The following is a 24,996-nucleotide window of genomic DNA, read 5'->3' as shown; positions in this document are numbered from 1 at the left end:
CGGGACACCGCCCGCCGCCGCCCCGCACCGTCCTCCTCGTGGCCGTGCCCCTGCTGCTCTGCGCGGTCCCCTTCTACCTGGACGCCTTCTGGCTGCGCACCGGGCTGTTCTGCATGGCGGCCGCCATCGGCGCCGTCGGCCTGTCCCTGCTCACCGGCACCGCGGGCCAGCTCTCCCTGGGCCACGCCTTCTTCCTCGCTGTCGGCGCCTACGGCTACGTCTGGCTGGCCGGCGAACCCGGCCCCGGGCTGCCGCCGCCGCTCGCCCTCGTCCTCGCCGTCGCGCTCACCGGGCTGGCCGGGCTGCTGTTCAGCCCCGTGGCCGGCCGGGTGCGCGGCATCTACCTCGGCGTCGCCACCCTCGCGCTGGTCTTCCTCGGCCACCATCTGCTGCTCGCCGCCGACACCGTCACCGGCGGCTTCAACGGCCGCTCGGTGCCGCCGATGGCCGTCGGCGGGTTCGCCTTCACCGCCTACGATCCCGAACTCGTCGTCCTCGGCGTGCCGTTCGGCGCGGAGGAGCGGCTGTGGTACCTGGGGCTCGTACTGTTCGCCGGCTCCTGGTGGACCGCGCGCAACCTGCTGCGCGGCCGTCCGGGCCGGGCGCTGGCGGCGCTGCGTGACAGCGAGCGGGCGGCGGCGGTGCTCGGCGTGGCCGTCGCCCGCCACCGCTCGGCGGCCTTCGTCGTCTCCTCCATGTACGCGGGCCTCGCCGGGGTGCTGCTCGCCCTCGCCTTCCGCCGGGTCGTGCCCGACTACTTCGGGCTCGCGCTCTCCGTCGACTACCTCGCCATGATCGTCATCGGTGGCCTCGGCTCGGTGGCCGGCGCCGCCGCCGGGGCCTGCTTCGTGACCGCGCTGCCGCCGCTGATGGCCCGGTACGCCGACCACATCCCGTTCGTCGCCACCCCCGGCGGCACGGAGGGGGCCGTCGGTCCCACCGAGGCCTCCCGCTACCTCTACGGCGCCGCCGTCGTCCTCGTCCTGCTCCACGCCCCCGAGGGACTGCACGGATCGGCGGCCCGCCTGCGCCGCGCCGCCGCCCGGCTCCGCCCCCGCCGGCCCCGGCGTGCCCCCGAGGACACCGGCCCGCCGCCACCCCACCCGACGGCCTCCGCCGCCCGAACCAAGGAGCCCACCTCGTGAACGTCCCGTCCACCCGGCGCCCGCCGCACGCCCGCCGCGTCCGCCGTCCCGTCCTCGCCGCCGCCCTGACGGCCGTCCTGCTGGCCGGCGCCGCGTGCAGCTCCAAGTCGGAAGGTTCCCCGGGCGCCGACGGCGCCGACGGCGTCCGCACCGGACCCGGCGTCAGCGACGGTGTCATCCGGCTCGGCGCCTTGACCGACCTGTCCGGCCCCTACGCCACGCTCGGCAAGAGCATCGTGCAGGCCCAGCAGTTGTGGGCCGACGAGACCAACGCCGACGGCGGGATCTGCGGCCGAGACATCCGCATCACCGTCAAGGACCACGGCTACGACGTGCAGAAGGCCGTCAGCGCCTACGCCGATCTCTCCACGAACGTGGTGGCGCTGCCGCAGGTGGTCGGCTCACCGGTGGTCGCCGCCCTCCTCGACGACCTCCAGCGCGACCACATGCTCACCTTCCCGCAGGCCTGGTCCGCCGCCCTGCTCGGCAAGGACGCCGTGCAGGTCGTGGGCACCACCTACGACGTCGACATGCTCGCCGCCGTCGACTACCTCACCCGCGCGAAGAAGCTCGGCAAGGGCGACACCCTCGGTCACGTCTACTTCGAGGGCGACTACGGCGCCAACGCCCTGGAGGGCTCCACCTGGGCGGCGGAGCGGGCCGGCATGAAGGTGGTCGGGCAGAAGGTCAAGGCCACCGACACCGATCTGTCCGCCCAGGTCACCGCCCTGCGCAAGGAGGGTGTCAAGGCCCTGCTGATCAGCGCGGGCCCCGCCCAGACCGCCTCCCTCGCGGGGGTCGCCGCCGCCCGCGGCCTGAAGGTGCCGATCGTCAGCAGTGCCCCCGGCTTCGCGCCCCAACTCCTCAAGACCCCCGCCGCGAAGGCGCTCGAAGGGATGCTGCACGTGGTCGGCGCGGCCCCCGCGGTCAGCGCCGACATCCCGGGGGTGAAGCGCATGGTCGCGGCGTACGGGAAGAAGTACCCGGGTGCCGTCGTCGACTCGGGCGTGCTCTCCGGGTACAACGCGGCCCAGCTCATGGGCGCGGACCTGAAGAAGGCATGCCGGAAGGGCAGCCTGGACCGGGCGGACGTGGTCGCGGCACACCGCACGCAGAAGAACCTCGACACCGGGCTCGGCACGCCGCAGGACTTCTCGGACAAGGCGCTACCGGCGAGCCTGAAGACGTATGTGCTCAAGCCGGACCCGAACGCGGTGGGCGGTCTGGTGAACGAGGAGGACGCGCACGAGGCACCGGACGTGCGGGCGTATCTGGCCTCCCGTCACTGAGCGACGCGGGGGGCGGTGGACCCGCCGCCCCCGGCGTCCGGCTCGGCGTCCTCCTGACAGGCCAGCCACCGGGCCACCGTGCGGGCGATCGGCTGCTCCGTCTCCGCCTCGACGAAGCCGAACTGGCCCGACTGGTTGCACTCCAGGAACCACCAGATACCGTCGGTGTCCTCGGCGAAGTCGAAGGCCCCGTAGGCCAGTTCCGCCTCCCGCAGATAGGCGCGCACGGCCCCGGCGACCCTCGGCGGTGTGTCCACCGGATTCCAGGGCGTGTCGGTCCGGGTGAAGCGGACGTCGACCTCGTCCGGGTCGGCGTCGGAGGGGACCTCCTTGCGGGCGGCGAGCAACCGGCCGCCGACGGCGGTCAGTCGGATGTCGGCACGCTTGGGTACGCGGCGCTGCAGCAGCGTCGGCCCGTGGGCGACCGCCGCGAAGTCCGTGCCCGGGGCGACCCTGCTGGTCGGCACCGCGCGGGGCGGATGCTGCGGATGCGTGCCCGACACCGGCTTGACGACCAGGTCCGGGTAGCGGGCGGCGAAGTCACGCGCGGCCTGCGGGAACGTCGTGATCAGCGTGGCCGGCACCGGCAGTCCGCCGCGCTGGGCCAGCCGTAGCTGCCAGGGCTTGTACCGGGCGCGCCGGGCCGCGTCCGGGTGATTCATCCAGCGGACGTCCGCGCTGCGCAGCATGCCGTACAGGGCTTGCCCGGACTCCTCGCTCAGCCAGTCGGACGGCCAACCGGCGCGGGTACCGGGCGTGCCCGGTCTGCGCACCCAGACGGATCTCAGCCCGTCCATGCTCACCAGTCTGCCGCCGGCGGAGAGATGGCCGCGGAAGCCGCCGTGCACGTACTCGCCGGAGAGGGACACCGCTCCCGGCAGGTCGGCGGGATCGAGCCGGACCACCGGGGCGCCCAGGGCGTGGAGCTGGGCCACCACCAGATCCGCCGTCACGTCCTCCTCGCCGGTGAGGATCAGCACCGTCATCGTCGCGCCCCGTGTTCAGTCGTCGAAGTGGGTCTTGGACCCGGCCGTCGAGGTGGTCGCGCCCAGTTCGCGCATCAGCGCGGCGTCGTGGGCTGCGATGCGGCCGTTGGCCAAGAGGTTCAACTGCAGTGCGGAGTCGTAGATGTACGGAGCGCTGACCTCGAACTCTTTCACAGGGACGGCATAGTTGAGGGCGAACAACTGCATCGTTTCTCCTCGCTCGAGAACCTCGGAGAAGCGGTCGGTGGTGCTCCGGATGCCCCCCGTGACCGGGGGCCCCGCGCCGCTTCCACGTGGATATACGAATCGAACGAGTGAATGGTTGCCTCACGCTCCGTAACCATTGGGGCAGTTGGGGCGGGACTCGTCCCAGGGGGGTCCCAGAGGCGCCCGAGGCGCCCCCGGAGCGCGCGTGGAACAGGGGCGGGACGTGGGAAGGACGTCGAGGAGACGCCTTTTCAGGTGTTCCAGCTCTCGTCGTACGGATCGTGCGGTACCGGCACCACTGTGGCGAGGCTCACGTCGAGATAGGGGATGGTCCGGCCGTTCACGGGGTCCTCGATGTGCCTCGGCGTATAGGTCCCGACCACAGTCAGCCAACTGTCGGGCTGCAGCACGGGAGGCACCCGCCCGCTCAGTCCGACCTTCACCGGCTGCGCGTCGGCGGCGCAGCAACTCAGCGCCATCCGCACGAGATACGGCCGTCCGGCGCCGTCGAGCGCGACGAATCCGGTGATCCGGACCTTCCGGTCGCCCAGGGTGCGCCCGTGCCCGTACGCCGCCCGGCCCGCGTAGTCGACCAGGTCGAGCGGGACCGGGTTCTTGGCGGGCAGCGGAGCATAGCCGAACGGGGCCTGCAGGGCCGTACCGGTGCGCATCGCGCTGTAGGAGCCGAGGGCGGGCGGCGCGACCAGGATCAGGGCGAGCAGCGGCAGCACCAGCAGCCAGGAGACCCGGGGTTCGCGGTGGACGTGCCCCGCCTCCCCGCTCCTCCGCGCGGCCCCGGCGGGCGGCCCGGGCCCGCCGCAGGTCGTACCAGACGGTGGCCGCCGAGGTGACGATCAGGACGGCACCGGCCGCCAGCAGCAGCGGGCGCAGCCCGGCCTTGACGTACCGCAGATACAGATCGGTCAGCCCGGCGTGCAACAGGGCCGTGCCGGTCAGGAACAGGACGACCGCCTGCGCGTGCCGGTTCACCAGATCACCGTCCCCACCGCCGTCGGCACGACCACGGCCAGCACGAGCGTCGCCGGCGCGAACCGCAGTGCGAACCCGCGGCCGAACGTGCCCGCCTGCATGGCGAACAGCTTCAGGTCGATCATCGGCCCGACGACCAGGAACACCAGCCGCGCGGTGAGCGAGAACTGGGACAGCGAGGAGGCCACGAAGGCGTCCGCCTCCGAGCAGATCGACAGCAGCACCGCCAGCGCGGCCAGCGCCAGTACCGCCACCGCGGGGTTGCCGGCCGCGTCCCGCAGCCACGCGGCCGGGACCATCGACTTCAGGGTCGCGGCGGCCGTCGCCCCCAGCACCAGGAAACCTCCGGCGTGCATCACGTCGTGCCGCACCGAGTCCCAGAACGCCTCACCCTTGCTCCGGCCACCGGCCGGGGGGTGGGGCAGGCGCAGCCAGTCGGCGCGGCCCAGCCGCTGCCACAGCCAGCCCATCGCGCACGCCACCAGCAGACTCGCCCCGAACCGCGCGGCCACCATCTCCGGGTGGCCGGGAAAGGCGACGGCCGTGGCGGTCAGCACGATCGGGTTGATGGCGGGCGCCGACAGCAGGAACGCCAGCGCCGCCGACGGCGCCACCCCGCGCCGTACCAGCGCCCCGGCCACCGGCACGGAGGCACACTCGCAGCCGGGCAGCACCGCCCCGGCCATCCCGGCCACCGGCACCGCGAGGGCCGGCCGGGACGGCAGCGCGCGGGCGAAGAACGACGGTGGGACGAACACGGCGAGCGCGGCCGACAGCAGCACCCCGAGGACGAGGAAGGGCAGGGCCTGGACCACCACCGCCACGAACACGGTCATCCAGCTCTGCATCACCGGCGCGCCCAGCGCCCGCCGGATCGGCCCCTGGAGCACGACCGCCGGCAACAGCAGCAGGGCCAGGCCGAGCGAGGAGTCGAGCCGCGGGCCCCGCGCGTCCGGCGGCGGTTCCTCCGCGTCGCGCCGCCCGGACCGGGGCGGGGCGGTGGGGTCGAGGGTGGTCACGGACGCGGTACCTCCGGCGGGCGGGACGGCGGGCGGGGTGCGGGCACCCTGCCCGCACCCTCCCATACGTCGCCGGGGCGCTCGGCGCTCAGCCCTCCAGGCGGTCGATCTGCCGGATCCGGTTGGTCGCGTCCAGCGCGGCCACCTTGTACGACTCGGCGAGCGTCGGGTAGTTGAACACCGCGTCGACGAGATAGTCCACCGTGCCGCCGCAGCCCATCACGGTCTGCCCGATGTGGATGAGCTCGGTCGCACCGGTGCCGAAGCAGTGCACCCCGAGCAGCTTGCGGTCCTGCGGGGAGACGAGCAGCTTCAGCATGCCGTGCGAGTCGCCGATGATCTGCCCCCGGGCCAGCTCCCGGTAGCGGGACATCCCGACCTCGAACGGCACGCATTCCTCGGTCAGCCGGGCCTCGGTGCGCCCGATGAAGCTGATCTCGGGGATGGTGTAGATGCCGATGGGCTGCAGGTCGTGCATCGGATGCACCGGCTCCCCGCAGGCGTGGTACGCCGCCGCCCGGCCCTGTTCCATGGAGGTCGCCGCGAGCGCCGGAAATCCGATGACGTCCCCGACGGCGTAGATGTGCGGGACCGAGGTGCGGTAGTGCTCGTCGACGGTGATCCGGCCGCGCCTGTCGGCGGTCAGCCCCGCCTTCTCCAGGGCCAGTTCGTCGGTCAGGCCCTGCCGGCCCGCGGAGTACATCACCGCGTCGGCGGGGATCTTCTTGCCGCTCGCCAGCACCGTGAGCGTGCCGCCCGGGTGCCGCTCGACCGCGCTCACCGTCTCCCCGAACCGGAAGGTGACCGCGAGGTCCCGCAGGTGGTACTTGAGCGACTCCACGACCTCCGCGTCGCAGAAGTCGAGCATTCCCGGCCGCTGTTCGACGACGGTGATTTTGCTGCCGAGCGCGGCGAACATGGAGGCGTACTCCATGCCGATGACGCCCGCGCCGACGATGACCATGGACCGCGGCACCCGCTCCAGGTGCAGCACGTTGTCGGAGTCCAGGATGGTCCGCCCGTCGAACTCGACGCTCGCCGGGCGGGCCGGGCGGGTGCCGGTGGCGATGACGATGTGCTCGGCGCTGAGCGTCCGCCCGTCGCCGTCCGGCTCCTGAAGGGCGAGGGTGTGCTCGTCCTCGAACCGGGCGGTACCGCTCAGCAGCGCGACGTGGTTGCGGGTCAACTGGCTGCGGATGACGTCGACCTCGCGGCCCACGACGTGCTCGGTGCGGGCGGTCAGGTCGGCGACGGTGATGTTCTCCTTGAGCCGGTAGCTCTGGCCGTACAGATCGCGCTGGGTGAGACCGGTGAGGTAGAGGACGGCCTCGCGCAGGGTCTTGGAGGGGATGGTGCCGGTGTGCAGGGAGACCCCGCCGAGCCGGTCGGGGCGGTCGATCACGGCGACCGTGCGGCCGAGCTTGGCCGCGGCGATGGCGGCCTTCTGGCCGCCGGGGCCGGATCCGATGACGATCATGTCGTAGTCGAACACCTGTGAAGTCTGTCAGCCGGGACCAACTCCCGGAAGGGGGTGGGGGCGAGGGCGCTGCCGCGCCCGGGGCGCGCACCGGGCGCGCCGTTCTCCGACGTTTCACCGGGGCGTCACTCCGCGCCCCGTCCAGCGTTCCGCGCGTACGGGCAGAGTGACTTGGGCATGTCAATCCTTGCCCGGCTCATGCCGTGCGTCCCGCACCCGTACCCCGGTCGTCGCCCAGGCCACGCAGTGGCCCCGTGGCTCCCAGGAGGACTACGTGAAGACCCGCTCGCGCATCCGGATCCGCAGAGCAACCCTCACCCTCGGCGCCGCCGTCACGCTCGTCGTGGCGGCGTCCGGCGTCGCGTTCGCCGCCCCGCCCACCGCGCTGCCCGCGAACGCGGACACCCTGGAGCGGACCTTCCAGCCGGCCTACGACTACGACACCGACGGCTGCTACGCCACCCCCGCCATCGGCCCCGACGGTACCCTCAACCCCGGTCTGAAGCCGACCGGCGCCCTCAACGGGAACTGCCGCGACGCCTCCGACCTGGAGAACACCAACGGTTACTCGCGCGAGAAGTGCGACAGCGGCTGGTGCGCGATCCTCTACGGGAGCTACTTCGAGAAGGACCAGGCGCTTCCGGGCATCGAGCTCGGCGGGCACCGGCACGACTGGGAGCACGTGGTGGTGTGGGTGCAGGACGGCACGGCGAAGTACGTGGCGACCTCCGCGCACGGGAACTTCGATGTCTACGCCGCCGACCAGATCCGCTGGGAGGGGACGCATCCGAAGGTCGTCTACCACAAGGACGGGATCGGCACCCACTGCTTCCGGCCCGCCACGGCGGGCGACGAGCCGCCGGAGAATCATCAGCACACGTGGCAGTACCCGCCGCTCGTGGGGTGGGAGGGGTACCCGCCGGGGCTGCGGGACAAGCTGAGCCAGGCGGACTTCGGCAGCGCGCACTTCGGCCTGCGGGACGACAGTTTCGCGTCCCACCTGCAGAAGGCGCTCCCGGCGGGCGTACCGTTCGACCCCAACGCCTGAGCGTCGGGGTCGCGAGCCTTTTTCTCGCCCCTCGAGGGGCGCTGCCCCTTGGACCTTGGACCTTGGACGTGGGGGTGGGTGGGGCTGCTCGCGCCCACGCGGCGGAGCCGCGTGCCGGCACGGCCCCGTGCCCCTGATCAGGGGCGCGGGGAACCGCACGACCTTTCGGGGGTCCGGGGGCGGAGCCCCCCCCGGGGCCGGGACGGGAAGGGGTGGCGGGGGCGCGAGAACGGCCGGGCAACCCCCGGAGGGTTACCGGCCCCGATCACGGAAACACGGGTCACAGCGACCCGTACGCACCGTACGGACCACCCCCGGAGAGGAGGCGCCCCGATGGCCGCCGACCGCATGGGAGACGACGTCTACCAGCCCACCGGCACCAACGAGGAGCAGGAGGACGCCGCCCCACTGGACATGCAGGACGCCGTCGGCGAACGCACGTACGACGACACACTCGACGAGGGCTACTCACCCCCCGAGAAGCCCCTCGGTGTGACCAAGACCGGCACGACCGCCGCCGAGCAGCACGAGGGCGAGACGCTCGACGAGCGACTGGCACAGGAGGTCCCGGACGTGACCCCCGTGTCCGGCGACGGCATCGGCGACGCCTCCGACACCGACGGCGAGCCCGTCGACCCCGAGGCCGGCGACGCCCGCTCCGGCCGTCTGGTCGCCCCCGACCAGGGCGCCCGCGCGGACACCACGAAGGAACTCGTCGCCGAGGACGAGGGCATCGACGGCGGGGCCGCCGGGGCCGAGGAGGCGGCGATGCACACGATCGACGACGACGCGGTCCTCCCGGAGGACCGGCGGGGCTGACCGGGGACCGGCCGGCGGACAGCGGCCGGCGGACAGCACCCCCGCGGACCCGTGCCGCACGCACGGGTGACACGAACGCGCGCCTGTATGGCGAAATCGGTCATAACGGTCATAACTTCGTCCTATGACCAAACCTCACCTGCGTGTCCTCGCGCTGTCCGCCGCCACCTCCGCCGTCCTCGGCCTCGCCTGGGCATCACCGGCCCACGCCGCCGGCACCGTCCTCAGAGTGGACGCCGGGGAGTCGGTCCAACGGGCCCTCGACGCCGCCCGGCCCGGTGACACCGTGTACCTCGGTCCCGGCACCTACCGGGAGAGCATCCAGGTCAAGAAGTCCGGTGTCACCGTGCGCGGCGCCGGTGACCGCACCGTCCTCCTCCCGGCCACCACCAAGGCGCGCAAGGCCGACGCCTGCGCCGCCGCGGGCAACGGCATCTGCGTCGAGGGCACCGCCGCCCACCCGCTCCAGGGTGTCCGCATCAGCGACCTGACGGTACGCGGGTTCAAGGAGAACGGCGTGTGGGCCAGCCGCACCGACCAGTTGGTCGTGCACCACGTGACCGCGGAGAAGAACGGCACCTGGGGCATCGCCCAGGAGCGCTCCACCAGGGGCCGCTTCGTCAACAACACCGCACGCGCCAACGGTGACGCCGGGATCTTCCTGGCCAACGCCGTCACCACCGAGGCCGGCGCCACCGACACCGACGGCACCCTGGTCCGCGGCAACGACCTCGTCGGCAACCGCATCGGCCTCACCGTGCGCCGGCTGCGCGAGGTGATGGTCGAGGCCAACGACGTCACCGCCAACTGCGCCGGCGTGTTCGTCGTCGGTGACGAGAACAAGCCCCGCGTCGGCGACGTCACCATCCGCCTCAACCACGTCCACCACAACAACAAGTACTGCGCCGCCACCGCACGGCTGCCGTTCCTCCAGGGCTCCGGCATCGTCCTGACCGGCGCCGAGAAGGTCCACGTCGTCCGCAACACCGTAGAGGACAACAAGGGCGCCTCCCCGATGTCGGGCGGCATCGTGCTGTTCAAGAGCTTGGTGGGCGCCCGCAACCAGAACAACACGATCGAGGACAACGCCCTCAAGGACAACGGCCCCGCCGACCTCGCCGACCGCGACACCGCCAAGACCAACACCTTCCGGGGCAACACCTGCGGCACCTCCGAACCCGCCGCCCTGTGCGGCAACCGCACCCTGCCCGCCGCGGCGCACCCGGGAGGCCGCCGATGACGACCGCCCGGACCGACTCCCCGGCGCCGGCCGCGGACACCGGCGCCGGGACGGCGCGCGCCGGCACTCCCGCCCCCATGCTGCTGCGCGAACTGGCCTTCGGCGCCGCCCGCTCCGCCGCCCTGCGCGCCGCCGTCCGGCTCGGCGTGGCCGACGCGCTCGGCCCGGCCCCCGCCACCGTCGAGGAACTGGCCCGCTCCGTCAGGGCCGAACCAGGGCCGCTGCGACGTCTGCTGCGCGCCCTGGCCTGCCAGGACGTCTTCACCGAACGCGTCGACGGCACCTTCGCCCACACCGACCTGTCGCTGCTGCTGCGCGAGGACGACGAGCACAGCCTCAGGGACGTCGTCCTGTGGTGCACCGAACCCTGGACCTGGGAGGTGTGGCCCCTGCTCGACGAGGCCGTCCGCACCGGCGGCAACGTCGCCGAGGGCCTCTACGGCAAGGGCTTCTTCCAGTACCTGAACGAGGACGCGCCCGCCTCCGCCGCCGTCTTCAACCGTGCCATGACCCGCTCCAGCGAGCAGTCCGCGCGGGACGTGGCGGCCGCCCTGGACCTGACCGGCGCCGAGTCGATCGTCGACATCGGCGGCGGCCAGGGCCACGTACTGGCCTGCCTGCTGGAGAAGTACCCGGACGCGCGGGGCGTGCTCCTGGACCTGCCCAAGGTGGTGGAACGGGCCGACGCCCGGCTGCGCCCCGGCGGCGCGCTCGCCGACCGGGCCCGCACCGTGGGCGGCGACTGCCGCGAGGACATCCCCGTCCACGCCGACGTCTACGTCATCAAGAACGTCCTGGAGTGGGACGACGACAGCACCCGCCGTACCCTGGCCAACATCCGGGCGGTGGCCCGGCCCGGTGCCCGGGTGGTGGCGATCGAGAACCTCGTCGACGACACTCCGTCCATGCCGTTCACCCGCGCCATGGACCTGCTGCTCCTGCTCAACGTGGGCGGCGCCAAGCACACCGAGCGGAGCCTGACGGAGCGGCTGGACGCGGCGGGCCTCGTCATCGACACCGTCCGCCCGGTCACCCCGTACCTGCACGCCTTCGAGTGCCGCGTCCCCGGGTGAGCCCGGACCCGCAGGACGGCCGCCGGCCCCCGCCTCACGAGGCGGGGGCCGGCGGCCTTGGTGGTGGTGCGGGCCCGTCAGCCGGTGGCCGCCGCCGCTTCCCGCTCCGCGTCACGGTCCCAGTGGTAGAACCGCCGGGCCATCGCGTCCTTCGGGCCGCGCCACGTCTCGGGGTCGTAGGGCATGACGTAGGCCTCCAGCCGCTCGCTGATCCCCCGGAACTCCGGGTGCTCGGCGAGCCGGGCGATGGCCGGGCCCGGGTCCTGCTCACTCTCGATGAGGTGCAGATACACGTCACCGAACTGGAACAGGCTGCGGGCCTTCACGCCCACCAGGTGCGGCAGTTCGCCCCGGTCGGACTCGGCGAACACCTTCGCGATGTCCGGGGCCGCGCCCGGCTTCATCCTCGCGACGATCATCGTGTGGTGCACAGGGTTCCTCTCCTGTCGTCGGGGGTCTCGGCCGTCTCACCCGGCCCCTCTCACCCGGCTCGTCTCACTCGGCCCGCACCGCGGCGGGCTGCCGCTCGCGCGCGGCCCGCTCGATCCGGTCACGGATCAGGTCGAGCTGGATCCGGGAGTTGCCGTTGATCAGGGCGGTCATCCCCGCGTCGTCCACCGGCGCCTCGGGCTTCATCGCGAAGTCCTGCGTCCAGTGCATGCGGGTGCCGTCCGGCGTCTCCTCGTACTCCCAGCGGATGTCCATGAACTGGAACGGGCCGGGCTCGACGCGGCGGGCCCGCACGGTGCGCGCGGCCCGGTCAACGGTGCGCTCGGAGACCCAGCTCCACACCGTGCCGTTCTCGTCGGGGTGCATGGTGAGCCGGAACCGTGTCCGGTCGCCGTCCCGCTCGATGATGTCCACGGCCGCGTACTCGCTGAACAGGTCGGTCCAGTTCTCCAGGTCGTTGGTCATGTCCCAGACCAGGTCGAACGGCGCCGCGATCGTGACCTCGTTCTCGGTGTGCCCCGCCATGTCACACCCCCGCCGCGAGCGAGCCGTTGACCATCTTCAGGAAGTCCGCCGGAGACTTGCACTTCTCGGCGTCCTCCGGCAGCGCGAGCCCGTACCGCTTCTCCAGCTCGCCCACGATGCCCAGCAGGCCCAGGGAGTCCAGGCCGAAGGCGTCGAACCCGCAGTCCACGCCGCGCTCCAGCTCGGCGGGGTCGACCGCGACGCCGGCCGTCTGCTTCATCAGCGCCGCCAGCTCCCGCACGGTCACCTTCACTGTCGTCTGTTCGCTCATGCTGTCTGACTCCTTCACTCGTCGGAACCGGTGGCGCCGTGCCGCAGCACGAGCGCCGAGTTGGACCCCATCAGTCCCCGGCTGAGCACCAGGGCGGTGCGCAGCTCGGCGGGCCGGGCTCGGCCGGCGACGAGGTCCAGGTCGTGGCAGACGTCGAAGACGTTCGGGGTCGGCGGCACCAGGCCGTGCTCCATGGCGAGCACGGCCGCCGCCACGTCCAGCACCGCCGAGCCGCAATAGGCCCGTCCGGTACCGGTCTTGGGGGCGGTCACCGGCACCCGGCGGGCGTGCGGGCCGAGCGCGTCGGCCAGCGCCAGCGCCTCCGCCCGGTCCGCCTCGGGGGTGCCGAGCGCGTCGGCGAACACCACGTCCACGTCCCCCGGGCGGCAGCCCGACTGCGCGAGCGCCCCCTCGATGGCGTGCGCGAGTCCCTCGCGGGTCTTCTCCCACTGGGAGGCCCCGGTGAAGGTGGCCGCGTGCCCGGCCACCGTTGCCCGCAGGTCCGCGCCGCGCGCCCGGGCGGTGCCCGCCTCCTCCAGGAGCAGCACCGCACCGCCCTCGGCGGGCACGAAACCGCAGGCGGAGGGCGTGAACGGCCGGTAGGCGCGGTCGGGGTCGCTCTCCCGGCTCAGCTCGGCGTACCCGAGCTGGCAGGCCATCGAGTACGGGGCGAGAGGCGCCTCGGCCGCCCCGACGATCAGCGTGTCGGTGCCCCGGCGCACCTCCCGCTCGCCGTGCGCCAGCGCGTCCAGACCGCCCGCCTCGTCGCTCGCGACGACCCCGCAGGGGCCCTTGAAGCCGCCACGGATGGAGATCTGGCCGGTGCTGGCCGCGTAGAACCAGGCGATCGACTGGTACGGGCCCACGTGCTTGGGCCCGTTGGCCCACAGTTTCTGCAGCTCCCGCTGGCCGAACTCGCCGCCGCCGGAGCCGGCCGCGGTGACCACACCGACCGAGAACGGGTCGGTGAGGTCGCCGCGGCCCAGCCGGGCGTCGGCCAGGGCCATCTGGGCCGCGGCCATCGCGAAGTGGCTGAACCGGTCCGTCTGCACCAGGAAGGTGTCCTCGACCATCGCCTGCGGGTCGAACCCGCGGACCTCGCCGGCCACTCGCACGGGGAAGTGCCCACACCCCTCCCGGGTGACGGGACCGAGCGCGGTGGCGCCCTCGGCCGTGGCCTTCCAGTACGCCTCGACGCCGACGCCCGTGGGCGCGACGACGCCGATGCCGGTGACGACGGCGCGCCGCTTGTCGCCTGCTGTCATGGTGTCCTCCCGGTCGGTCGGGTCAGTACGACCGCGGACTGGAAACCGCCGAAGCCGCTGCCGACGGACAGCACCCCGCGCAGCCGCCGCTCGCGGGCCTCGCGCGGCACGTAGTCCAGGTCGCACTCGGGGTCCGGGGTGGTGTAGTTCGCCGTGGGCGGCACGACCTGGTGGGCCATGGCCAGCACGCACGCGGCGACCTCGATGGAGCCGATCGCGCCCAGCGAGTGACCCACCATCGACTTGATGGAGCTCATCGGGGTGGCGTACGCGTGCGCGCCCAGCGAGCGCTTCACGGCCGCGGTCTCGTGCCGGTCGTTCTGCTTGGTGCCCGAGCCGTGCGCGTTGACGTAGTCGATGTCCTCCGGGGCCAGCCGGGCCTGGGCCAGCGCGGTGTCGATGGCCCGGGACATCTCCAGGCCCTCCTTGGTCAGGCCCGTCATGTGGTAGGCGTTGCCGTAGGTGGCGTAGCCGGAGATCTCGCAGTACACCTCCGCTCCGCGCGCCCGGGCCGACTCCAGCTCCTCCAGGACCAGCACCGCGCACCCCTCGCCCATCACGAAGCCGTCCCGGTCGGCGTCGAAGGGGCGGGAGGCGTGCGCCGGGTCGTCGTTGTTCGGGGAGGTGGCCTTGATGGCGTCGAAGCAGGCCATGGTGATCGGGGAGATCGGCGAGTCGGAGGCGCCGGCCAGGCAGGCGTCCATCCGGCCCTCGGCAATCGCCTGGACCGCGTAGCCCACCGCGTCAAGGCCGGAGGTGCAGCCCGTCGACACGGTCTGCACCGGGCCCCTCGCCCCGAACACCTCGGCCACCGCGGAGGCCAGCGTGCTGGGCGCGAACGCCCGGTGCAGATGCGGTTCGGCCTGCCGGTGGTCGACGTCCCAGCGGGCGCCCTTCTCGCTGACCAGCACGTAGTCGTGCTCCAGCCGCGTGGTGCCGCCCACCGCGGTGCCCAGGCTCACGCCGAACCGCCACGGGTCGTCCGGCGGCCCGTCCAGACCCGCGTCCCGCACCGCCTCAGCGCTCGCCGCCAGCGCGAACTGCACGTAGCGGTCGTTGCGTTCGACGGTGCGCGGGTCCAGGCCGTGCGCGGCCGGGTCGAAGTCGCACTCGGCGGCGATCCTGGACCGCAGACCGCTCGGGTCGAAGAAGGTGATGTCCCGAGTGGCCGTGCGCCCGTTCGACAGCAGGTCCCAGAAGGCCGGGACCCCGATCCCGCCGGGGGCGACGACGCCTATGCCGGTGACCGCGACCCGGCGGCTCATGAGGCCGCCCCCACGGGCCGCTCGTGCTCCCCGGCCCCCTCCGCCCCCTGGGTCTCCTCGGTGTCGACGTGGCCCAGCTCCGGGCTCGGCGCCAACGGGCCCAGGTGGAACACCAGGCGCGCCTCGGCGCGGCCCACGTTGCGGAAACGGTGACGCGTGTACGCCGGGATCATCAGGCCCTGGTCCGGGCGGAGCGGGTGCGGCTCGCCGTCCAGGTCCACCTCCAGCTCCCCGGCGACGACGTACACGAACTCCTCGGAGTACGGGTGGTAGTGCTCGCCGATCCGGTCCCCCGGCGCCACGGTGGCCAGCCCCATGAAACCGCTGGTCGCGCCCACCGCCGTGGGGGTGAGCATGGCGCGCAGGTCACCTCCCCGACGGGTGTTGTGCGGAGTCTCGCTCAGGTCGACGATGCGGACGTGCTGTTGGCTCATGTGGTGCTCCGTGGTCTCGCGGAAGGGATCGGGTACGGGTCCGGACGCCCTGGTCAGCGGGGCTCGGAGGTGCGGTCGGTCAGCGGCCGCATCCGGACGCGGGCCAGCAGCCCGGCCAGGGCCCGGTCGTCACCGAGGGTCTGCGGCGCGTCGAGCGCGGCGGTGTCCAGCAATGGGAGCACCTCCGCCCGGACCGCCGGCTCGGCCAGACCCAGCACGGCCGCCGGCTCGGCGTCCGGGTCGCCGGCCACGTCCACGACACGGACGACGATGTCGTCGCGCTGGTAGAGAGAGGCGCCGAGCACCGGGCTGCGCGGGTCGCCGGCGGCCCGCTCGTCCTGCTCCGCCAGCACCCGCGCGAGCCGCATGCCGCAGCCCGGCCGGGCCGGCAGGAACAGGCCCTCGCGGTGCGCCGAGGCGACGTCCGGCCCGGCGGTGACGTGGTGGACGGCGGGCAGCGCGGCACGGGTGAAGAAGATCCGCGCCGACTGCGGGTCGCCCATGTCGCGTTCCTGCTCCAGGTAGGGGTTGATGGCCTCCTCCACCGCCCGCACCTCCGGCTGGCGCGACACGTGGCGCAGCGCCGCCATCAGGTCGCCCTCCACCTCCACCGCCCGGACGATCCGGTTGCCGTGCATGAACAGGGAAGTGCGGCGCAGCCGGGTTGTCTCGTCCACCTGGGGACTGGGGGAGGCGTACTCCGACAGATGCCGGGCCACCTCCGTCTCGGTGCCCGGCCTGACGGTGAACGTCAGCGCGTGCCGCACCACGCCGTCGCCGACCCGGGGAGTGATCTGCAGGGTCTCCACGCGGATGCCGGAACCGTCGTGCGTGGTCTCGCGCAGCACGCTGTACCGCATCGAGCGGGTGTCCCGCACGCAGCTGTGCAGCGGCTTCACCGTCTCGATGTGCTCCTCGCTGTTGACCCAGGCCAGGAACGGCGGGGCGCTCTCCCACTCGCTGGTGATCAGCCACTGGGAGGGATTCTCGATGGACTGGCAGAGCTGGTCGCTGAGGTGTCCCGGGACCGACGCGACCGCGTCGCACATGCGCTCGTAGGCGGCGAGGAACTCCTGCTGGGCGCCGTCGTGGATGTCGAGCATCAGCACGACCCGCAGCCGGGAGCCGTCGAACGCCGACGTGCTGACCCGGTTCGGAGCCGTCGACACGGCGGGGGAGGCTGTCATCGGAGGAACACCCTTTCTTCGGGGGCAGCGGTGGGTGCCACGCCCCGCGGCCGTGCCAGGCCGGCGGGCGGCCGCACGGCAGGGGCGGTTGTGAAGGCTGTGTGCTCGATCGTGTTCCGCGTGCCGCCCGCGCGCGATTCCGGACGATCAACCGAGTGAATCCCCCGCGACGAGCGCCCCGCCGGGGCATGCATGCAGAGCCGGACGCGGGGGTCGTCGCGGCCGAGCCGGGCGTAGGAACTCCCGCAGGACGTGTCGTCACATACGGCGGCCGCGCACCCGCGCGGCCGCCCGACAGGAAAGGCAGACATGCGCAAAGGCGCTGACACCGAAGTGCCGGTCCTTGTGGTCGGTGGCTCCCTGGTCGGGCTGTCGGCCTCGGTCTTCCTGGGCCGGCTGGGGGTGCCGCACCTCCTCGTCGAGAAGCACAAGCACACCTCCACCCACCCCAAGGGCCGCGGCAACAACGTCCGCACGATGGAACTGTTCCGGACCGCCCGCGTGGAGCCCGCGGTCCGCGAGGCGGCCTCCGTCCTCGCCGGCAACCACGGCATCCTCCAGGCACCCGCGCTCGTCGGTGACGCCGGCGAGTGGCTGTTCCGGGAGATCGACCCCGGCGGCGGTCTGGCCCGGTTCAGTCCCAGCGGCTGGTGCCTGTGCAGCCAGAACGACCTGGAGCCCGTCCTGCTGGAGCACGCCCGCGCGACTCCCGGCGCCGACCTCAGGTTCGCCACCGAGCTGATGTCCTACGAGCAGGACGCGGACGGGGTGACCGCGCTGGTCAAGAGCCGCGACACCGGCGAGCACACCACCGTCCGCGCCGAGTACCTGATCGCCGCGGACGGCCCCCGCAGCCCGATCCGCGAATCCCTCGGCATCACCCGGTCGGGCCCCGGCGACCTGTTCCACAACGTGAGCATCACCTTCCGCTCCCAGGGCCTGGCCGCGATCGTCGGCGACCGCCGGTTCATCGTCTGCTACCTGACCTCGCCCGAGGCCGACGGAGCACTGCTCCCGGTCGACAACCGCACCCAGTGGGTCTTCCACGCACCCTGGCACCCCGAGCGCGGCGAGAGCCTCGAGGCCTTCACCGACGAGCGCTGCGCCGACCACATCCGCCGCGCCGTCGGCGACCCGGACCTCGACGTGCAGATCACCGGCAGGGCACCCTGGCACGCCGCCCAGCGGGTGGCCCGTTCCTACGGCTCCGGCCGTGTCTTCCTGGCCGGGGACTCCGCCCACGAGATGTCACCCACCGGCGCCTTCGGCTCCAACACCGGCATCCAGGACGCGCACAACCTGGCCTGGAAACTCGCCGCCGTCCTCAACGGCTGGGCCGGCCCCGGCCTGCTGGACAGCTACGACGCCGAACGCCGCCCCGTCGCCGAGGCGACCGCCGCCCGCGCCGCCGACCGCTCCGGCGAACACAGCCACCCCGGCTACGACGCACCGCCCCCGGCGGCCGGCGGCGGCCGGCGGCCCGGCGGCATCCTCAACGTCGTCCTCGGCCACCGCTACCCGCGCGGCGCCGTCGTCGGTGCCGCGCCCGACGGCCCCGCCGTCCCCGAGGAGCTGCGGCTCACCGGCGAACCGGGCAGCCGCGCCCCGCACCTGTGGCTGCGGCGGGGAGCCGAACGGCTGTCGACGCTCGACCTGTACGAGCGCACGCCGGTGCTGCTGTGCGACGCCACCACGCCCGTCTGGCACGAGGCCGCGCGGAAGGTCGCCGCCGTCCTGTCGATCCCGCTGCGCGCCTACCGGCTGGGCACCGCGCCCGGAGCCGACCTGGAGCCCGAGGGCGACTGGGCCGAGGCGCACGGGGTCACCCCGAAGGGCGCGGTCCTCGTCCGCCCCGACGGCTTCGTGGCCTGGCGCTCCCCGGCCCTGCCCGGGGACCACGAGGAGCCCGGGGACGTGCTCCACCGGACCCTGTCGCTCCTGCTCGACCTGGGCTGAGCCCGGCGAGCGGCACGGGGAGGGGCCGCCTCACTGCACGCGCGGGGCGGCCGGTGCCGCGAGCCGGCCGCTGAGCAGCCGGTCGTCGACCTCGTCCAGGGCCAGCCGCAGCGCTCCCAGCGCCACGCTCTCGTCGCCCAGCGTCGAGGTGCGCAGCTCCGGAAGGCGCAGGCAGTGCCTGGCGAGCTCCTGCCGCAGCGGCGGCAGGACCACGTCGGCCGACCGGGAGAAGCCGCCGCCGAAGACGACGACCTGCGGATCGAGTGTGAGAGTGAGCGCGGCCATGCCCACGGCGAGGTCGCGCGCGTAGCGCCGGACCGCCGTCCGCGCGGCCCGGTCGCCGGTGCGCGCCGCCTGGAACACCCAGGCGGCGGCCTCGCCCTGCGCGGCCGACGCGGGCACCCCGGGGCAGTCGGCGAGGTGGCTCGGGGCGTCGAGCCAGCGCACGGCCTTCAGCGCGCCGATCTCTCCCGCCGCCCCGCCGTGCCCGCGGCGCAGCGTCCCGTCGATGATCAGACCGGCGCCGGTGCGGATGCCGGCCAGGATGTACACGATGTCGTCGGCGTCCTGCGCCACCCCCTTCCAGCGCTCGGCGACCGCGGCGAGCTTGCAGTCGTTCTCGACCTGGACGGGGCAGCCGAAGCGGGTCCGCAGGTGAGCCACGGGGTCCGCCGAGTCCCAGCCCGGCAAGGGAGTGAAGAACGAGGTGCGGCCGCTGGAGTCGACGGGGCCGGTCACACCGACGGTGACCGCCCAGATGTCGGCCGCCGTCATCCCGGCGCGGCGCAGCACCTCGTCGATGCACGCGTCGACCGTCGCCAGCCGCTCGTCGGCGCCGGCCTCCGGATCGGCGGGCCGGCGCAGCGCCTGGACGGGGCTGCCCTCCAGGTCGCTGAGCATGACGAGGATCTTGTGCACGCCGACGTCGATGCCGAGCACGTGTCCGGCGCCGGCGCGGAAGCGGTACCGCCGGGCGGGCCGTCCGACGGTACTGCTGGTCCCCGGTTCCTCGACCTCGGCCCAGCCCTCGGTCACGAGCTGCTGCACCAGCACGTCGACGGCGGGCCGGGACAGCCCCGTCCGGCCGGCGAGCTCGGTGACCGTCGAGGGCGGGTTGCCGCGCAGGGCCCACACGACGGTCAGCTGGTTCATCTCGCGCATCCGGGCCGGATCCGTTCCGGTCGTCACCATGTGCAGCTCCCTGCAGTGGGTAGCGGTACTCACCGCTGAATATCGCTAGGCAGTTTACTAACTCCGGTTCAGGGCCGGACGCGTGCCGGATCAGGCGATGGGGTAGCGCTGCTCCTGCCCCGGGTGCGCGACCGGCCCGAAGTCGACCTCCCGCCCGTCGAGCAGGAACCGGTAGCGACCGGTGCGCCGGATCTCGGGGCGGGCCCGCAAGTACCTTGTCATCGCCTCCAGTTCGTCCGGGCGCAGCCAGCCGGGCGGGTCGGAGACGGCCCGGAACCCGCAGATGTCGGCGAGGTCGCGCAGCAGGCCCTGCTGCTGGTCGGTGAGCAGGTTCAGCCGGCTGCGGAAGTACACGACGTCCGGGTCGACCTCCAGCAACGGCGACTGCCACAGCCGGTGCAGCGTGTTGACGACGGCGTTGCGGGCCAGGGCGTCGGAGGGGTCCTGGGTGGCGTAGTGCTCCCACAGCGGCGCCACGTCGGGGCCGCTGCGCAGCCCGTCGGCCAGCCCGAGCGAGGGCAGCAGCGGTGCTCCACTGGCGAGGAGGTAGACGTCGGGGCCCGCCTCCTCACGGATGATCCGCAGCCCGGTGCGGAAGACCTCCTCGCGGCCCATGGGCTCGGCGTGCCGCCCCGGTGTGGTGGCGGCCTGGAGGAAGTCCAGCTTGAGGTAGGTGTACCCCCACTCGTGGGTGACGCGGCGGACGGTCTCCCGCAGGTGGTCCCGGGCCGCGGGCAGGGTCAGGTCGAGGACCCAGTAGGGGCTGCCCCAGTTGTGGCCGGCCACCGCGGGCCGGCCGTCGTCGTCGCGCAGGAGCAGTTCGGGACGCTCGCGGGCGGTGCGGGAGCCGGGGAGCACGATGAACGGCGCGATCCACAGCCCCGGGCGCAGCCCAGCGCCGGTGACGCGCTCCGCGAGACTGCGCATTCCGGAGGGGAACTTGTCGTTGGCCTCCCAGTCGCCCACCGTCCGTTCCCAGCCGTCGTCGACCTGGACGACGTCGAAGGGAAGGCCGCGCAGGGCGGTGATGTCCTTGGTGAGCTGTTCCTCGGTGATGTTCTCGTAGTAGGCGTACCAGCTGCACCACACGTTGCCCGCGCGCCGGGTGGAGCGACCCAGCCGGGTGCCGAGGTGGCGGGCGTAGGCGGCGAAGACGTCCTCCTCGGTGCCGTACGCCAGGAACCAGGGGGCGGTGGCGTGCTCGTACCAGCCGGCGAGGGTGTCGCGGTCGGCGGTGAGCCGCGGGACGTCGAGGCCGAGGGCGCCCAGCAGGAGCACCCGCCCGTCGGCGCCCTGGAGGGCGGCGACGGCGGAGGAGTGGTGCCGGGCGGGGTCGTCCCACGTCGTGTCGTCGGCGGTCAGCCGGCGCTCGGCGCTCTCGATGCGCAGCGGCGGCTCCGAGAGGCGGCGCCAGCCGCAGGGGCTCCAGGAGTTGTGTCCGTGCCGGTAGAAGTGGGCGTCGCCCAGCCCGTGCAGGACGGCGACGCGTCCCGGGGGCAGCAGCAGGCCGCCGCCGACGGCCTGCGGCGGAGCGTGGTCCTCCAGTTCGACGGCGAAGGTGCGCGCGTCGAGGGTGAGGAGCTGGGCCATGGATCTCCTTGCGTGAACCGGTGGGGGAAGTGGGCAGCCGGGACGCCGGCTGCCGGGAGGCCTACTTGAAGAGGGCGTTGACCTTGTCGTTGACGTCCTTCAGCGCCTTCTGCGGCGTGGCCCGGCCGAGGACGGCGGACTGGATGGCGTCCTGCACCAGGGGGTTGATCTCCGTGCCGTGTTCGGTGACGGGCAGCGGGAAGGTCTCCTTCGCCGCCGTGACGTCGGTGAACACGCTGACGTCGTGCCCCTTGGCCTTGTGCGCGGCCAGCGCCTTGCGGGTGGCCTCCTTGAGGGCGGGGAAGACCACGGCGTGCTCGGCCACCCGGTCCTGGCAGTCGGCGGAGCCCAGGTACTTCACCCAACTCCAGGCCTGCTCCTGGTGCTTGGTGCCGGCCCAGATGGAGTCGGCGAGCCCGTTGATGGCGCTCTTGCGCCCCGCGGGCCCGACCGGCAGCGGCGCGAAGGCCAACTTCCCCTTCACCTTGGGGTCGGTGAAGGTGGAGATGGTCCACGAGCCGGTGACCATGATCGCGCCCTTGCCGGCCAGGAGGAGTTCCGAGTTGGCGACCGTGGACTGCTTGTCGAAGCGGGGCGCGTACCCCTTGTCGATCAGGTGCTTGAACCAGCCGATGGTGTCGGCGAGCTTCGGGTCGTCGTAGCGGTAGTGGGTGCCCCAGGGGTTCTTGTCGAGGTAGGTGAACCCGTTGGCGGCGGCCAGGTCGCCCCAGCCGTTCTGCCCCTGGGAGCCGTCGGCCCACTCGGGCAGGAACCCGTAGACCTTGATGTGGTTCTTGTCGAAGTCCGGGTCGAGTCCGTCGCGGCCCTCGCTGTCGACGGTGGACTTGGCGATCGCCCGCTCCAGCGTGCCACCGTCCGACGGGTTCCAGGTGAGCTTGTCCAGTTGGGCCTTGTCGATGCCCTGCTTCTTCAGCATCGTGGTGTTGTAGACGAGTGCCATGGTGTCCCAGTCCTTGGGCAGGCCGTAGCGCTTGCCGTCCTTGGTCCAGACGTCGGCCAGGCCGTCCTGGTAGGCGGACAGGTCCACCTTGTCGCGCTCGGCCAGCGGTTCGAGGTCCAGGAGCTGGTTGCTGGTGGCGAACTGCGGATAGTACGAGCTCTGGTTGGTCCACACGTCCGGGGCGTCGCCTGAGGTGAGCTGGGTGGTCAGGTTCTGCCAGTACTGGGCCCACGCCGTCTGAGTGATCTTGACGGTGATGTCCGGGTTGGCCTTGTGGAAGGCGTCCGCGCACTCCTGGTAGGCGGGGAGCTGCTTGTCGTCCCAGAGCCAGTAGTCGAGCGTGGCGGAGCCGGAGCCCTCGTCGGAGCTGCCGCAGGAGACGAAGGTCGCGGTGGCGGCCAGGCACAGCAGTGCCGCGCCGGCGCGCCGGTGGGTGGATCGCATGTCGGGGTGCCTCTCTGGAGGAACTGGGGAATGTGCGGGCACGCGGGAGTGCCGGTCACTTGATGACGGTGAGCACCTGACGCCCGGTGCTCACTTGATGCCGGTGAAGTTCAGGGACTCGACCAGCCGGCGGCCGAGGAGGATCAGGACGACGAGGACGGGCAGCACGGAGAGGGTGGAGCCGGCCATCAGACCGGTCCAGTCCGGCTGGGTGTTGGGGGACTGCTGCTGGAAGATGCCGAGCGCGACCGTCAGGACGCGGGTCTCCTCCTCACGGCCGGTCAGCAGCGGCCACAGGTAGTCCTTCCAGGCCCACACCGCGGTCGTCAGCCCGATGGTGAGCAGGGGGCCCCGGCTCATCGGCATGACCACGCGCCAGAAGACGCCCCAGGGGCCGACCCCGTCCAGGACGGCGGCCTCCTCGACCTCGCGCGGAATGGACAGGAAGAACTGGCGCAGGAAGAAGACGGCGAACGGCGTCATGAGCACGCTCGGCGCGACCATGCCGGCGAAGGTGTTGAGCCAGCCGAGGTTCTTCACGAGCACGAAGTTGGGCAGCACGGTGAAGATCGGCGGCACCATCAGCGCGGCGATCAGCACGCCGAAGACCGCGTCCCGGCCGGGAAAGCGGAGTCGGGCGAAGGCGTAGCCGGCCATCGCGCAGAACAGCGTCTGCAGGAAGGCGATGAGACCGCTGTAGACGACCGAGTTGAGCAGGTAGCGCAGGAAGTCGACCTGCGCGCCCGAGCCGCCGGCGGCCCTGGCCTCCTCCTGGCTGGTGAGTCCGAGCACCCGCCAGAAGTTGATCATCGTAGGGTGCCGGGGGAAGGGGCCGGTGGAGTCGGAGTAGAGGTCGGCCGCGGGGGTCAGCGCGGTACGGACCATCCAGTAGAAGGGGAAGAGGGTCGCCACCAGGGCGACGGTCATCAGTGTCCAGGCGAGGACCCGGCCCGGCGTGAGACGGCCGCGGGTGCGGGTGCGGGTGCGGGAGTGGATGTGCGTGCGGGTGTGCGTGCGGTCGCCGGTGCGCGTGCGTGTCATGGTCGCTCCTCAGGCCAGGTCCGAACGGGACGCGCGCAGCAGCCGCATCTGCACGGCGGTCAGCACACCGAGGAGCAGCGCGAGGATCACGGCGATCGCGGAGGCGTACCCCATGTGGAAGTTGGTGAAGGCCTGTTCGTAGATGTAGAAGTAGATGACCCGCGTGGCGCCGATCGGCCCGCCCTTGGTGGTGACGGCGATCGTGTCGAAGATCTGGAACGAGCCGATCAGGGAGACCACCAGGACCAGCGCCAGGACCGGGCGCAGCAGCGGCAGGGTGATGCGGGTGAACGTCCGCCACTCGCCCGCGCCGTCCAACGAGGCGCTCTCGTAGAGGTGTTGCGGGATCTGCAGCATGCCCGCGTACAGCAGCAGCGCCGTGTAGCCGGTGTAGGCCCAGACGTTGATGCCGGCGACGGTGGGCATCGCCCAGGTCGGTGAGGTGAGGAAGCCGGTGGGGCCCACGCCGAGGGCGCCGAGCACGTGGTTCACGAGGCCGAGGTTGGCGTCGAGCATCCACATCCACAGCAGGCCGACGGTGACGTTGGGCACCAGCCACGGCACGAGCAGCATCGCGCGCAGCGCCACCGAGCGGGTCAGCCGGTGCATCAGGGTGGCGAGCCCCAGGGCGAGGACCGTCTGCGCGCCGATGTTCAGCACGACGTAGTACCCGGTGACCTTGAGCGCGTTCCAGAACTGGTCGTCGCCGATCAGTTCGCGGTAGTTCTCCGTGCCGGTGAAGTGCGGGTCGTCGAGCAGGCTGTAGTCGGTGAGCGAGTAGTAGACGCCCCGGGCGGTCGGATACGCGTAGAACAGTGCGAAACCGGCCAGCGCCGGGGCGAGGAACAGCCAGGCCGCCTTCCGGTCGTCGCGCGCCCTGCGGGGCTGCCCCGGGCTCGCACCCTTGCCCGTGCCATCGCCGGCACGTGGCCGGGGTGGCGCGACTGTCGTGTTGGCGCCCATCATCACGCCTCCGAAGAAGATCTGCGCCGCACCTCTTGCCAGTGGAGCGCTGTGCCCACATATTGATGAGCAACAGCGAAACTTTGTCAATGGTGGCGCATAATTGATCGAAATTCAGCCACGCTCGACGGACGAGCGGAGCAGCCTCCCCGGTGCGTCC

23 protein-coding genes and 1 pseudogene are annotated in these 24,996 nt (G+C 72.6%); 7 read left to right on the top strand and 17 right to left on the bottom strand.

From position 1 onward, the window contains the following. Positions 1–38 precede the first annotated feature (38 nt). Positions 39–1,145: a branched-chain amino acid ABC transporter permease gene (locus tag QFZ64_RS04120; RefSeq protein ID WP_307071560.1), complete on the top strand. Its 1,107-nt coding sequence runs from the start codon at positions 39–41 to the stop codon at positions 1,143–1,145. After that, the gene (locus QFZ64_RS04115; protein WP_307062411.1) at positions 1,142–2,434 is read left to right on the top strand and encodes an ABC transporter substrate-binding protein; all 1,293 of its coding nucleotides are present in this window, start codon (positions 1,142–1,144) and stop codon (positions 2,432–2,434) included. The genes QFZ64_RS04120 and QFZ64_RS04115 overlap by 4 nt, the downstream gene beginning before the upstream one ends. On the opposite strand, the gene tgmB is transcribed toward QFZ64_RS04115, so the two are convergent. The 5 genes and pseudogenes from tgmB to sthA all read right to left on the bottom strand — a co-directional run bounded on the left by tgmB (position 2,428) and on the right by sthA (position 7,128). Continuing rightward, on the bottom strand, positions 2,428–3,420 hold the full coding sequence (gene tgmB / locus QFZ64_RS04110) for an ATP-grasp ribosomal peptide maturase (protein WP_307062408.1): 993 nt from the start codon (positions 3,418–3,420) through the stop codon (positions 2,428–2,430). The two genes, QFZ64_RS04115 and tgmB, sit on opposite strands and share 7 nt — an antisense overlap. A 15-nt stretch (positions 3,421–3,435) precedes the next feature. Beyond that, positions 3,436–3,627 carry a hypothetical protein gene (locus QFZ64_RS04105; protein ID WP_307062406.1) on the bottom strand — a complete coding sequence of 64 codons (192 nt, stop codon included), beginning with the start codon at positions 3,625–3,627 and terminating at the stop codon, positions 3,436–3,438. Positions 3,628–3,878: 251 nt separating this feature from the next. Beyond that, a pseudogene (locus tag QFZ64_RS04100) lies at positions 3,879–4,617 on the bottom strand (TIGR03943 family protein). After that, positions 4,614–5,702 carry a permease gene (locus tag QFZ64_RS04095; RefSeq protein WP_373430543.1) on the bottom strand — a complete coding sequence of 363 codons (1,089 nt, stop codon included), beginning with the start codon at positions 5,700–5,702 and terminating at the stop codon, positions 4,614–4,616. The pseudogene QFZ64_RS04100 and the gene QFZ64_RS04095 overlap by 4 nt, the downstream one beginning before the upstream one ends. A gap of 22 nt (positions 5,703–5,724) precedes the next feature. Further along, complete coding sequence (gene sthA / locus QFZ64_RS04090) at positions 5,725–7,128, bottom strand: Si-specific NAD(P)(+) transhydrogenase (RefSeq protein WP_307062402.1); 1,404 nt, start codon at positions 7,126–7,128, stop codon at positions 5,725–5,727. A gap of 259 nt (positions 7,129–7,387) precedes the next feature. Between sthA and QFZ64_RS04085 the strand changes: the two genes are divergently transcribed. The 4 genes from QFZ64_RS04085 (at position 7,388) to QFZ64_RS04070 (ending at position 11,293) form a co-directional block, all read left to right on the top strand. Beyond that, positions 7,388–8,161 carry an NPP1 family protein gene (locus tag QFZ64_RS04085; protein ID WP_307062400.1) on the top strand — a complete coding sequence of 258 codons (774 nt, stop codon included), beginning with the start codon at positions 7,388–7,390 and terminating at the stop codon, positions 8,159–8,161. 333 nt (positions 8,162–8,494) lie between these two features. Beyond that, positions 8,495–8,980: a DUF5709 domain-containing protein gene (locus QFZ64_RS04080; protein ID WP_307062398.1), complete on the top strand. Its 486-nt coding sequence runs from the start codon at positions 8,495–8,497 to the stop codon at positions 8,978–8,980. A 124-nt stretch (positions 8,981–9,104) separates the two neighbouring features. After that, the gene (locus QFZ64_RS04075) at positions 9,105–10,220 is read left to right on the top strand and encodes a nitrous oxide reductase family maturation protein NosD (RefSeq protein ID WP_307062396.1); all 1,116 of its coding nucleotides are present in this window, start codon (positions 9,105–9,107) and stop codon (positions 10,218–10,220) included. Continuing rightward, positions 10,217–11,293 (top strand): methyltransferase, encoded by a 1,077-nt coding sequence (locus QFZ64_RS04070; protein WP_373430542.1) that lies wholly within the window; start codon positions 10,217–10,219, stop codon positions 11,291–11,293. Before QFZ64_RS04075 ends, QFZ64_RS04070 begins: the two co-directional genes overlap by 4 nt. 77 nt (positions 11,294–11,370) lie before the next feature. Here QFZ64_RS04070 and QFZ64_RS04065 read toward each other — a convergent pair whose 3' ends face one another. From QFZ64_RS04065 to QFZ64_RS04035, 7 genes are all read right to left on the bottom strand, one after another. Beyond that, complete coding sequence (locus QFZ64_RS04065) at positions 11,371–11,724, bottom strand: TcmI family type II polyketide cyclase (protein ID WP_307062394.1); 354 nt, start codon at positions 11,722–11,724, stop codon at positions 11,371–11,373. Positions 11,725–11,788: 64 nt separating this feature from the next. After that, complete coding sequence (locus tag QFZ64_RS04060; protein WP_307062391.1) at positions 11,789–12,268, bottom strand: SRPBCC family protein; 480 nt, start codon at positions 12,266–12,268, stop codon at positions 11,789–11,791. A 1-nt stretch (position 12,269) separates the two neighbouring features. After that, the gene (locus tag QFZ64_RS04055) at positions 12,270–12,539 is read right to left on the bottom strand and encodes an acyl carrier protein (protein ID WP_307062389.1); all 270 of its coding nucleotides are present in this window, start codon (positions 12,537–12,539) and stop codon (positions 12,270–12,272) included. Between the two features lie 14 nt (positions 12,540–12,553). Next, entirely contained in the window at positions 12,554–13,804 is a 1,251-nt protein-coding gene (locus QFZ64_RS04050) for a beta-ketoacyl synthase N-terminal-like domain-containing protein (protein WP_307062386.1), read from the bottom strand. Next, on the bottom strand, positions 13,801–15,069 hold the full coding sequence (locus QFZ64_RS04045; RefSeq protein ID WP_307062384.1) for a beta-ketoacyl synthase: 1,269 nt from the start codon (positions 15,067–15,069) through the stop codon (positions 13,801–13,803). The genes QFZ64_RS04050 and QFZ64_RS04045 overlap by 4 nt, the downstream gene beginning before the upstream one ends. Continuing rightward, positions 15,066–15,503, bottom strand: a complete 438-nt coding sequence (locus tag QFZ64_RS04040; RefSeq protein WP_307062382.1) for a cupin domain-containing protein — start codon at positions 15,501–15,503, stop codon at positions 15,066–15,068. Before QFZ64_RS04040 ends, QFZ64_RS04045 begins: the two co-directional genes overlap by 4 nt. 53 nt (positions 15,504–15,556) lie before the next feature. Continuing rightward, positions 15,557–16,690 (bottom strand): SchA/CurD-like domain-containing protein, encoded by a 1,134-nt coding sequence (locus tag QFZ64_RS04035; protein WP_307062380.1) that lies wholly within the window; start codon positions 16,688–16,690, stop codon positions 15,557–15,559. Positions 16,691–16,999: 309 nt separating this feature from the next. On the opposite strand from QFZ64_RS04035, the gene QFZ64_RS04030 reads away from it, so the two are divergent. After that, a complete protein-coding gene (locus tag QFZ64_RS04030; protein WP_307062378.1) occupies positions 17,000–18,646 on the top strand; it encodes an FAD-dependent monooxygenase in 1,647 nt (548 codons plus the stop codon). Positions 18,647–18,676: 30 nt separating this feature from the next. Here the strand turns inward: QFZ64_RS04030 and QFZ64_RS04025 are convergent, their stop codons facing one another. From QFZ64_RS04025 to QFZ64_RS04005, 5 genes are all read right to left on the bottom strand, one after another. After that, positions 18,677–19,837 carry an ROK family transcriptional regulator gene (locus tag QFZ64_RS04025; RefSeq protein ID WP_307062376.1) on the bottom strand — a complete coding sequence of 387 codons (1,161 nt, stop codon included), beginning with the start codon at positions 19,835–19,837 and terminating at the stop codon, positions 18,677–18,679. A gap of 90 nt (positions 19,838–19,927) precedes the next feature. Continuing rightward, positions 19,928–21,427, bottom strand: coding sequence for a glycoside hydrolase family 36 protein (locus tag QFZ64_RS04020; RefSeq protein WP_307062374.1), 1,500 nt, complete (start codon positions 21,425–21,427; stop codon positions 19,928–19,930). A gap of 61 nt (positions 21,428–21,488) precedes the next feature. Further along, the gene (locus QFZ64_RS04015; RefSeq protein ID WP_307062373.1) at positions 21,489–22,832 is read right to left on the bottom strand and encodes a sugar ABC transporter substrate-binding protein; all 1,344 of its coding nucleotides are present in this window, start codon (positions 22,830–22,832) and stop codon (positions 21,489–21,491) included. 90 nt (positions 22,833–22,922) lie between these two features. Beyond that, positions 22,923–23,873 carry a carbohydrate ABC transporter permease gene (locus QFZ64_RS04010; RefSeq protein ID WP_373430541.1) on the bottom strand — a complete coding sequence of 317 codons (951 nt, stop codon included), beginning with the start codon at positions 23,871–23,873 and terminating at the stop codon, positions 22,923–22,925. A gap of 9 nt (positions 23,874–23,882) precedes the next feature. Further along, positions 23,883–24,836 (bottom strand): carbohydrate ABC transporter permease, encoded by a 954-nt coding sequence (locus tag QFZ64_RS04005; RefSeq protein ID WP_307071557.1) that lies wholly within the window; start codon positions 24,834–24,836, stop codon positions 23,883–23,885. Positions 24,837–24,996 lie beyond the last annotated feature (160 nt).

Origin of the sequence: Streptomyces sp. B3I8 (assembly GCF_030816915.1) — a bacterium.
Lineage (GTDB): Bacteria > Actinomycetota > Actinomycetes > Streptomycetales > Streptomycetaceae > Streptomyces.
Note: the sequence above shows the minus strand (reverse complement) of the source record. Positions and strands in the feature narration are given on the sequence as shown.

What these genes read in the sequence shown, in the direction of transcription:
- QFZ64_RS04105 (WP_307062406.1), bottom strand. Translation starts at nt 3,627, where the DNA reads ATGCAGTTGTTCGCCCTCAACTATGCCGTCCCTGTGAAAGAGTTCGAG.
- QFZ64_RS04060 (WP_307062391.1), bottom strand. Translation starts at nt 12,268, where the DNA reads ATGGCGGGGCACACCGAGAACGAGGTCACGATCGCGGCGCCGTTCGAC.
- QFZ64_RS04010 (WP_373430541.1), bottom strand. Translation starts at nt 23,873, where the DNA reads ATGACACGCACGCGCACCGGCGACCGCACGCACACCCGCACGCACATC.
- QFZ64_RS04050 (WP_307062386.1), bottom strand. Translation starts at nt 13,804, where the DNA reads ATGACAGCAGGCGACAAGCGGCGCGCCGTCGTCACCGGCATCGGCGTC.
- QFZ64_RS04030 (WP_307062378.1), top strand. Translation starts at nt 17,000, where the DNA reads ATGCGCAAAGGCGCTGACACCGAAGTGCCGGTCCTTGTGGTCGGTGGC.
- QFZ64_RS04070 (WP_373430542.1), top strand. Translation starts at nt 10,217, where the DNA reads ATGACGACCGCCCGGACCGACTCCCCGGCGCCGGCCGCGGACACCGGC.
- QFZ64_RS04020 (WP_307062374.1), bottom strand. Translation starts at nt 21,427, where the DNA reads ATGGCCCAGCTCCTCACCCTCGACGCGCGCACCTTCGCCGTCGAACTG.
- QFZ64_RS04045 (WP_307062384.1), bottom strand. Translation starts at nt 15,069, where the DNA reads ATGAGCCGCCGGGTCGCGGTCACCGGCATAGGCGTCGTCGCCCCCGGC.
- QFZ64_RS04025 (WP_307062376.1), bottom strand. Translation starts at nt 19,837, where the DNA reads ATGGTGACGACCGGAACGGATCCGGCCCGGATGCGCGAGATGAACCAG.
- QFZ64_RS04005 (WP_307071557.1), bottom strand. Translation starts at nt 24,836, where the DNA reads ATGGGCGCCAACACGACAGTCGCGCCACCCCGGCCACGTGCCGGCGAT.
- QFZ64_RS04075 (WP_307062396.1), top strand. Translation starts at nt 9,105, where the DNA reads ATGACCAAACCTCACCTGCGTGTCCTCGCGCTGTCCGCCGCCACCTCC.
- QFZ64_RS04015 (WP_307062373.1), bottom strand. Translation starts at nt 22,832, where the DNA reads ATGCGATCCACCCACCGGCGCGCCGGCGCGGCACTGCTGTGCCTGGCC.
- QFZ64_RS04040 (WP_307062382.1), bottom strand. Translation starts at nt 15,503, where the DNA reads ATGAGCCAACAGCACGTCCGCATCGTCGACCTGAGCGAGACTCCGCAC.
- QFZ64_RS04080 (WP_307062398.1), top strand. Translation starts at nt 8,495, where the DNA reads ATGGCCGCCGACCGCATGGGAGACGACGTCTACCAGCCCACCGGCACC.
- QFZ64_RS04035 (WP_307062380.1), bottom strand. Translation starts at nt 16,690, where the DNA reads ATGACAGCCTCCCCCGCCGTGTCGACGGCTCCGAACCGGGTCAGCACG.
- QFZ64_RS04055 (WP_307062389.1), bottom strand. Translation starts at nt 12,539, where the DNA reads ATGAGCGAACAGACGACAGTGAAGGTGACCGTGCGGGAGCTGGCGGCG.
- tgmB (WP_307062408.1), bottom strand. Translation starts at nt 3,420, where the DNA reads ATGACGGTGCTGATCCTCACCGGCGAGGAGGACGTGACGGCGGATCTG.
- QFZ64_RS04095 (WP_373430543.1), bottom strand. Translation starts at nt 5,702, where the DNA reads ATGGGAGGGTGCGGGCAGGGTGCCCGCACCCCGCCCGCCGTCCCGCCC.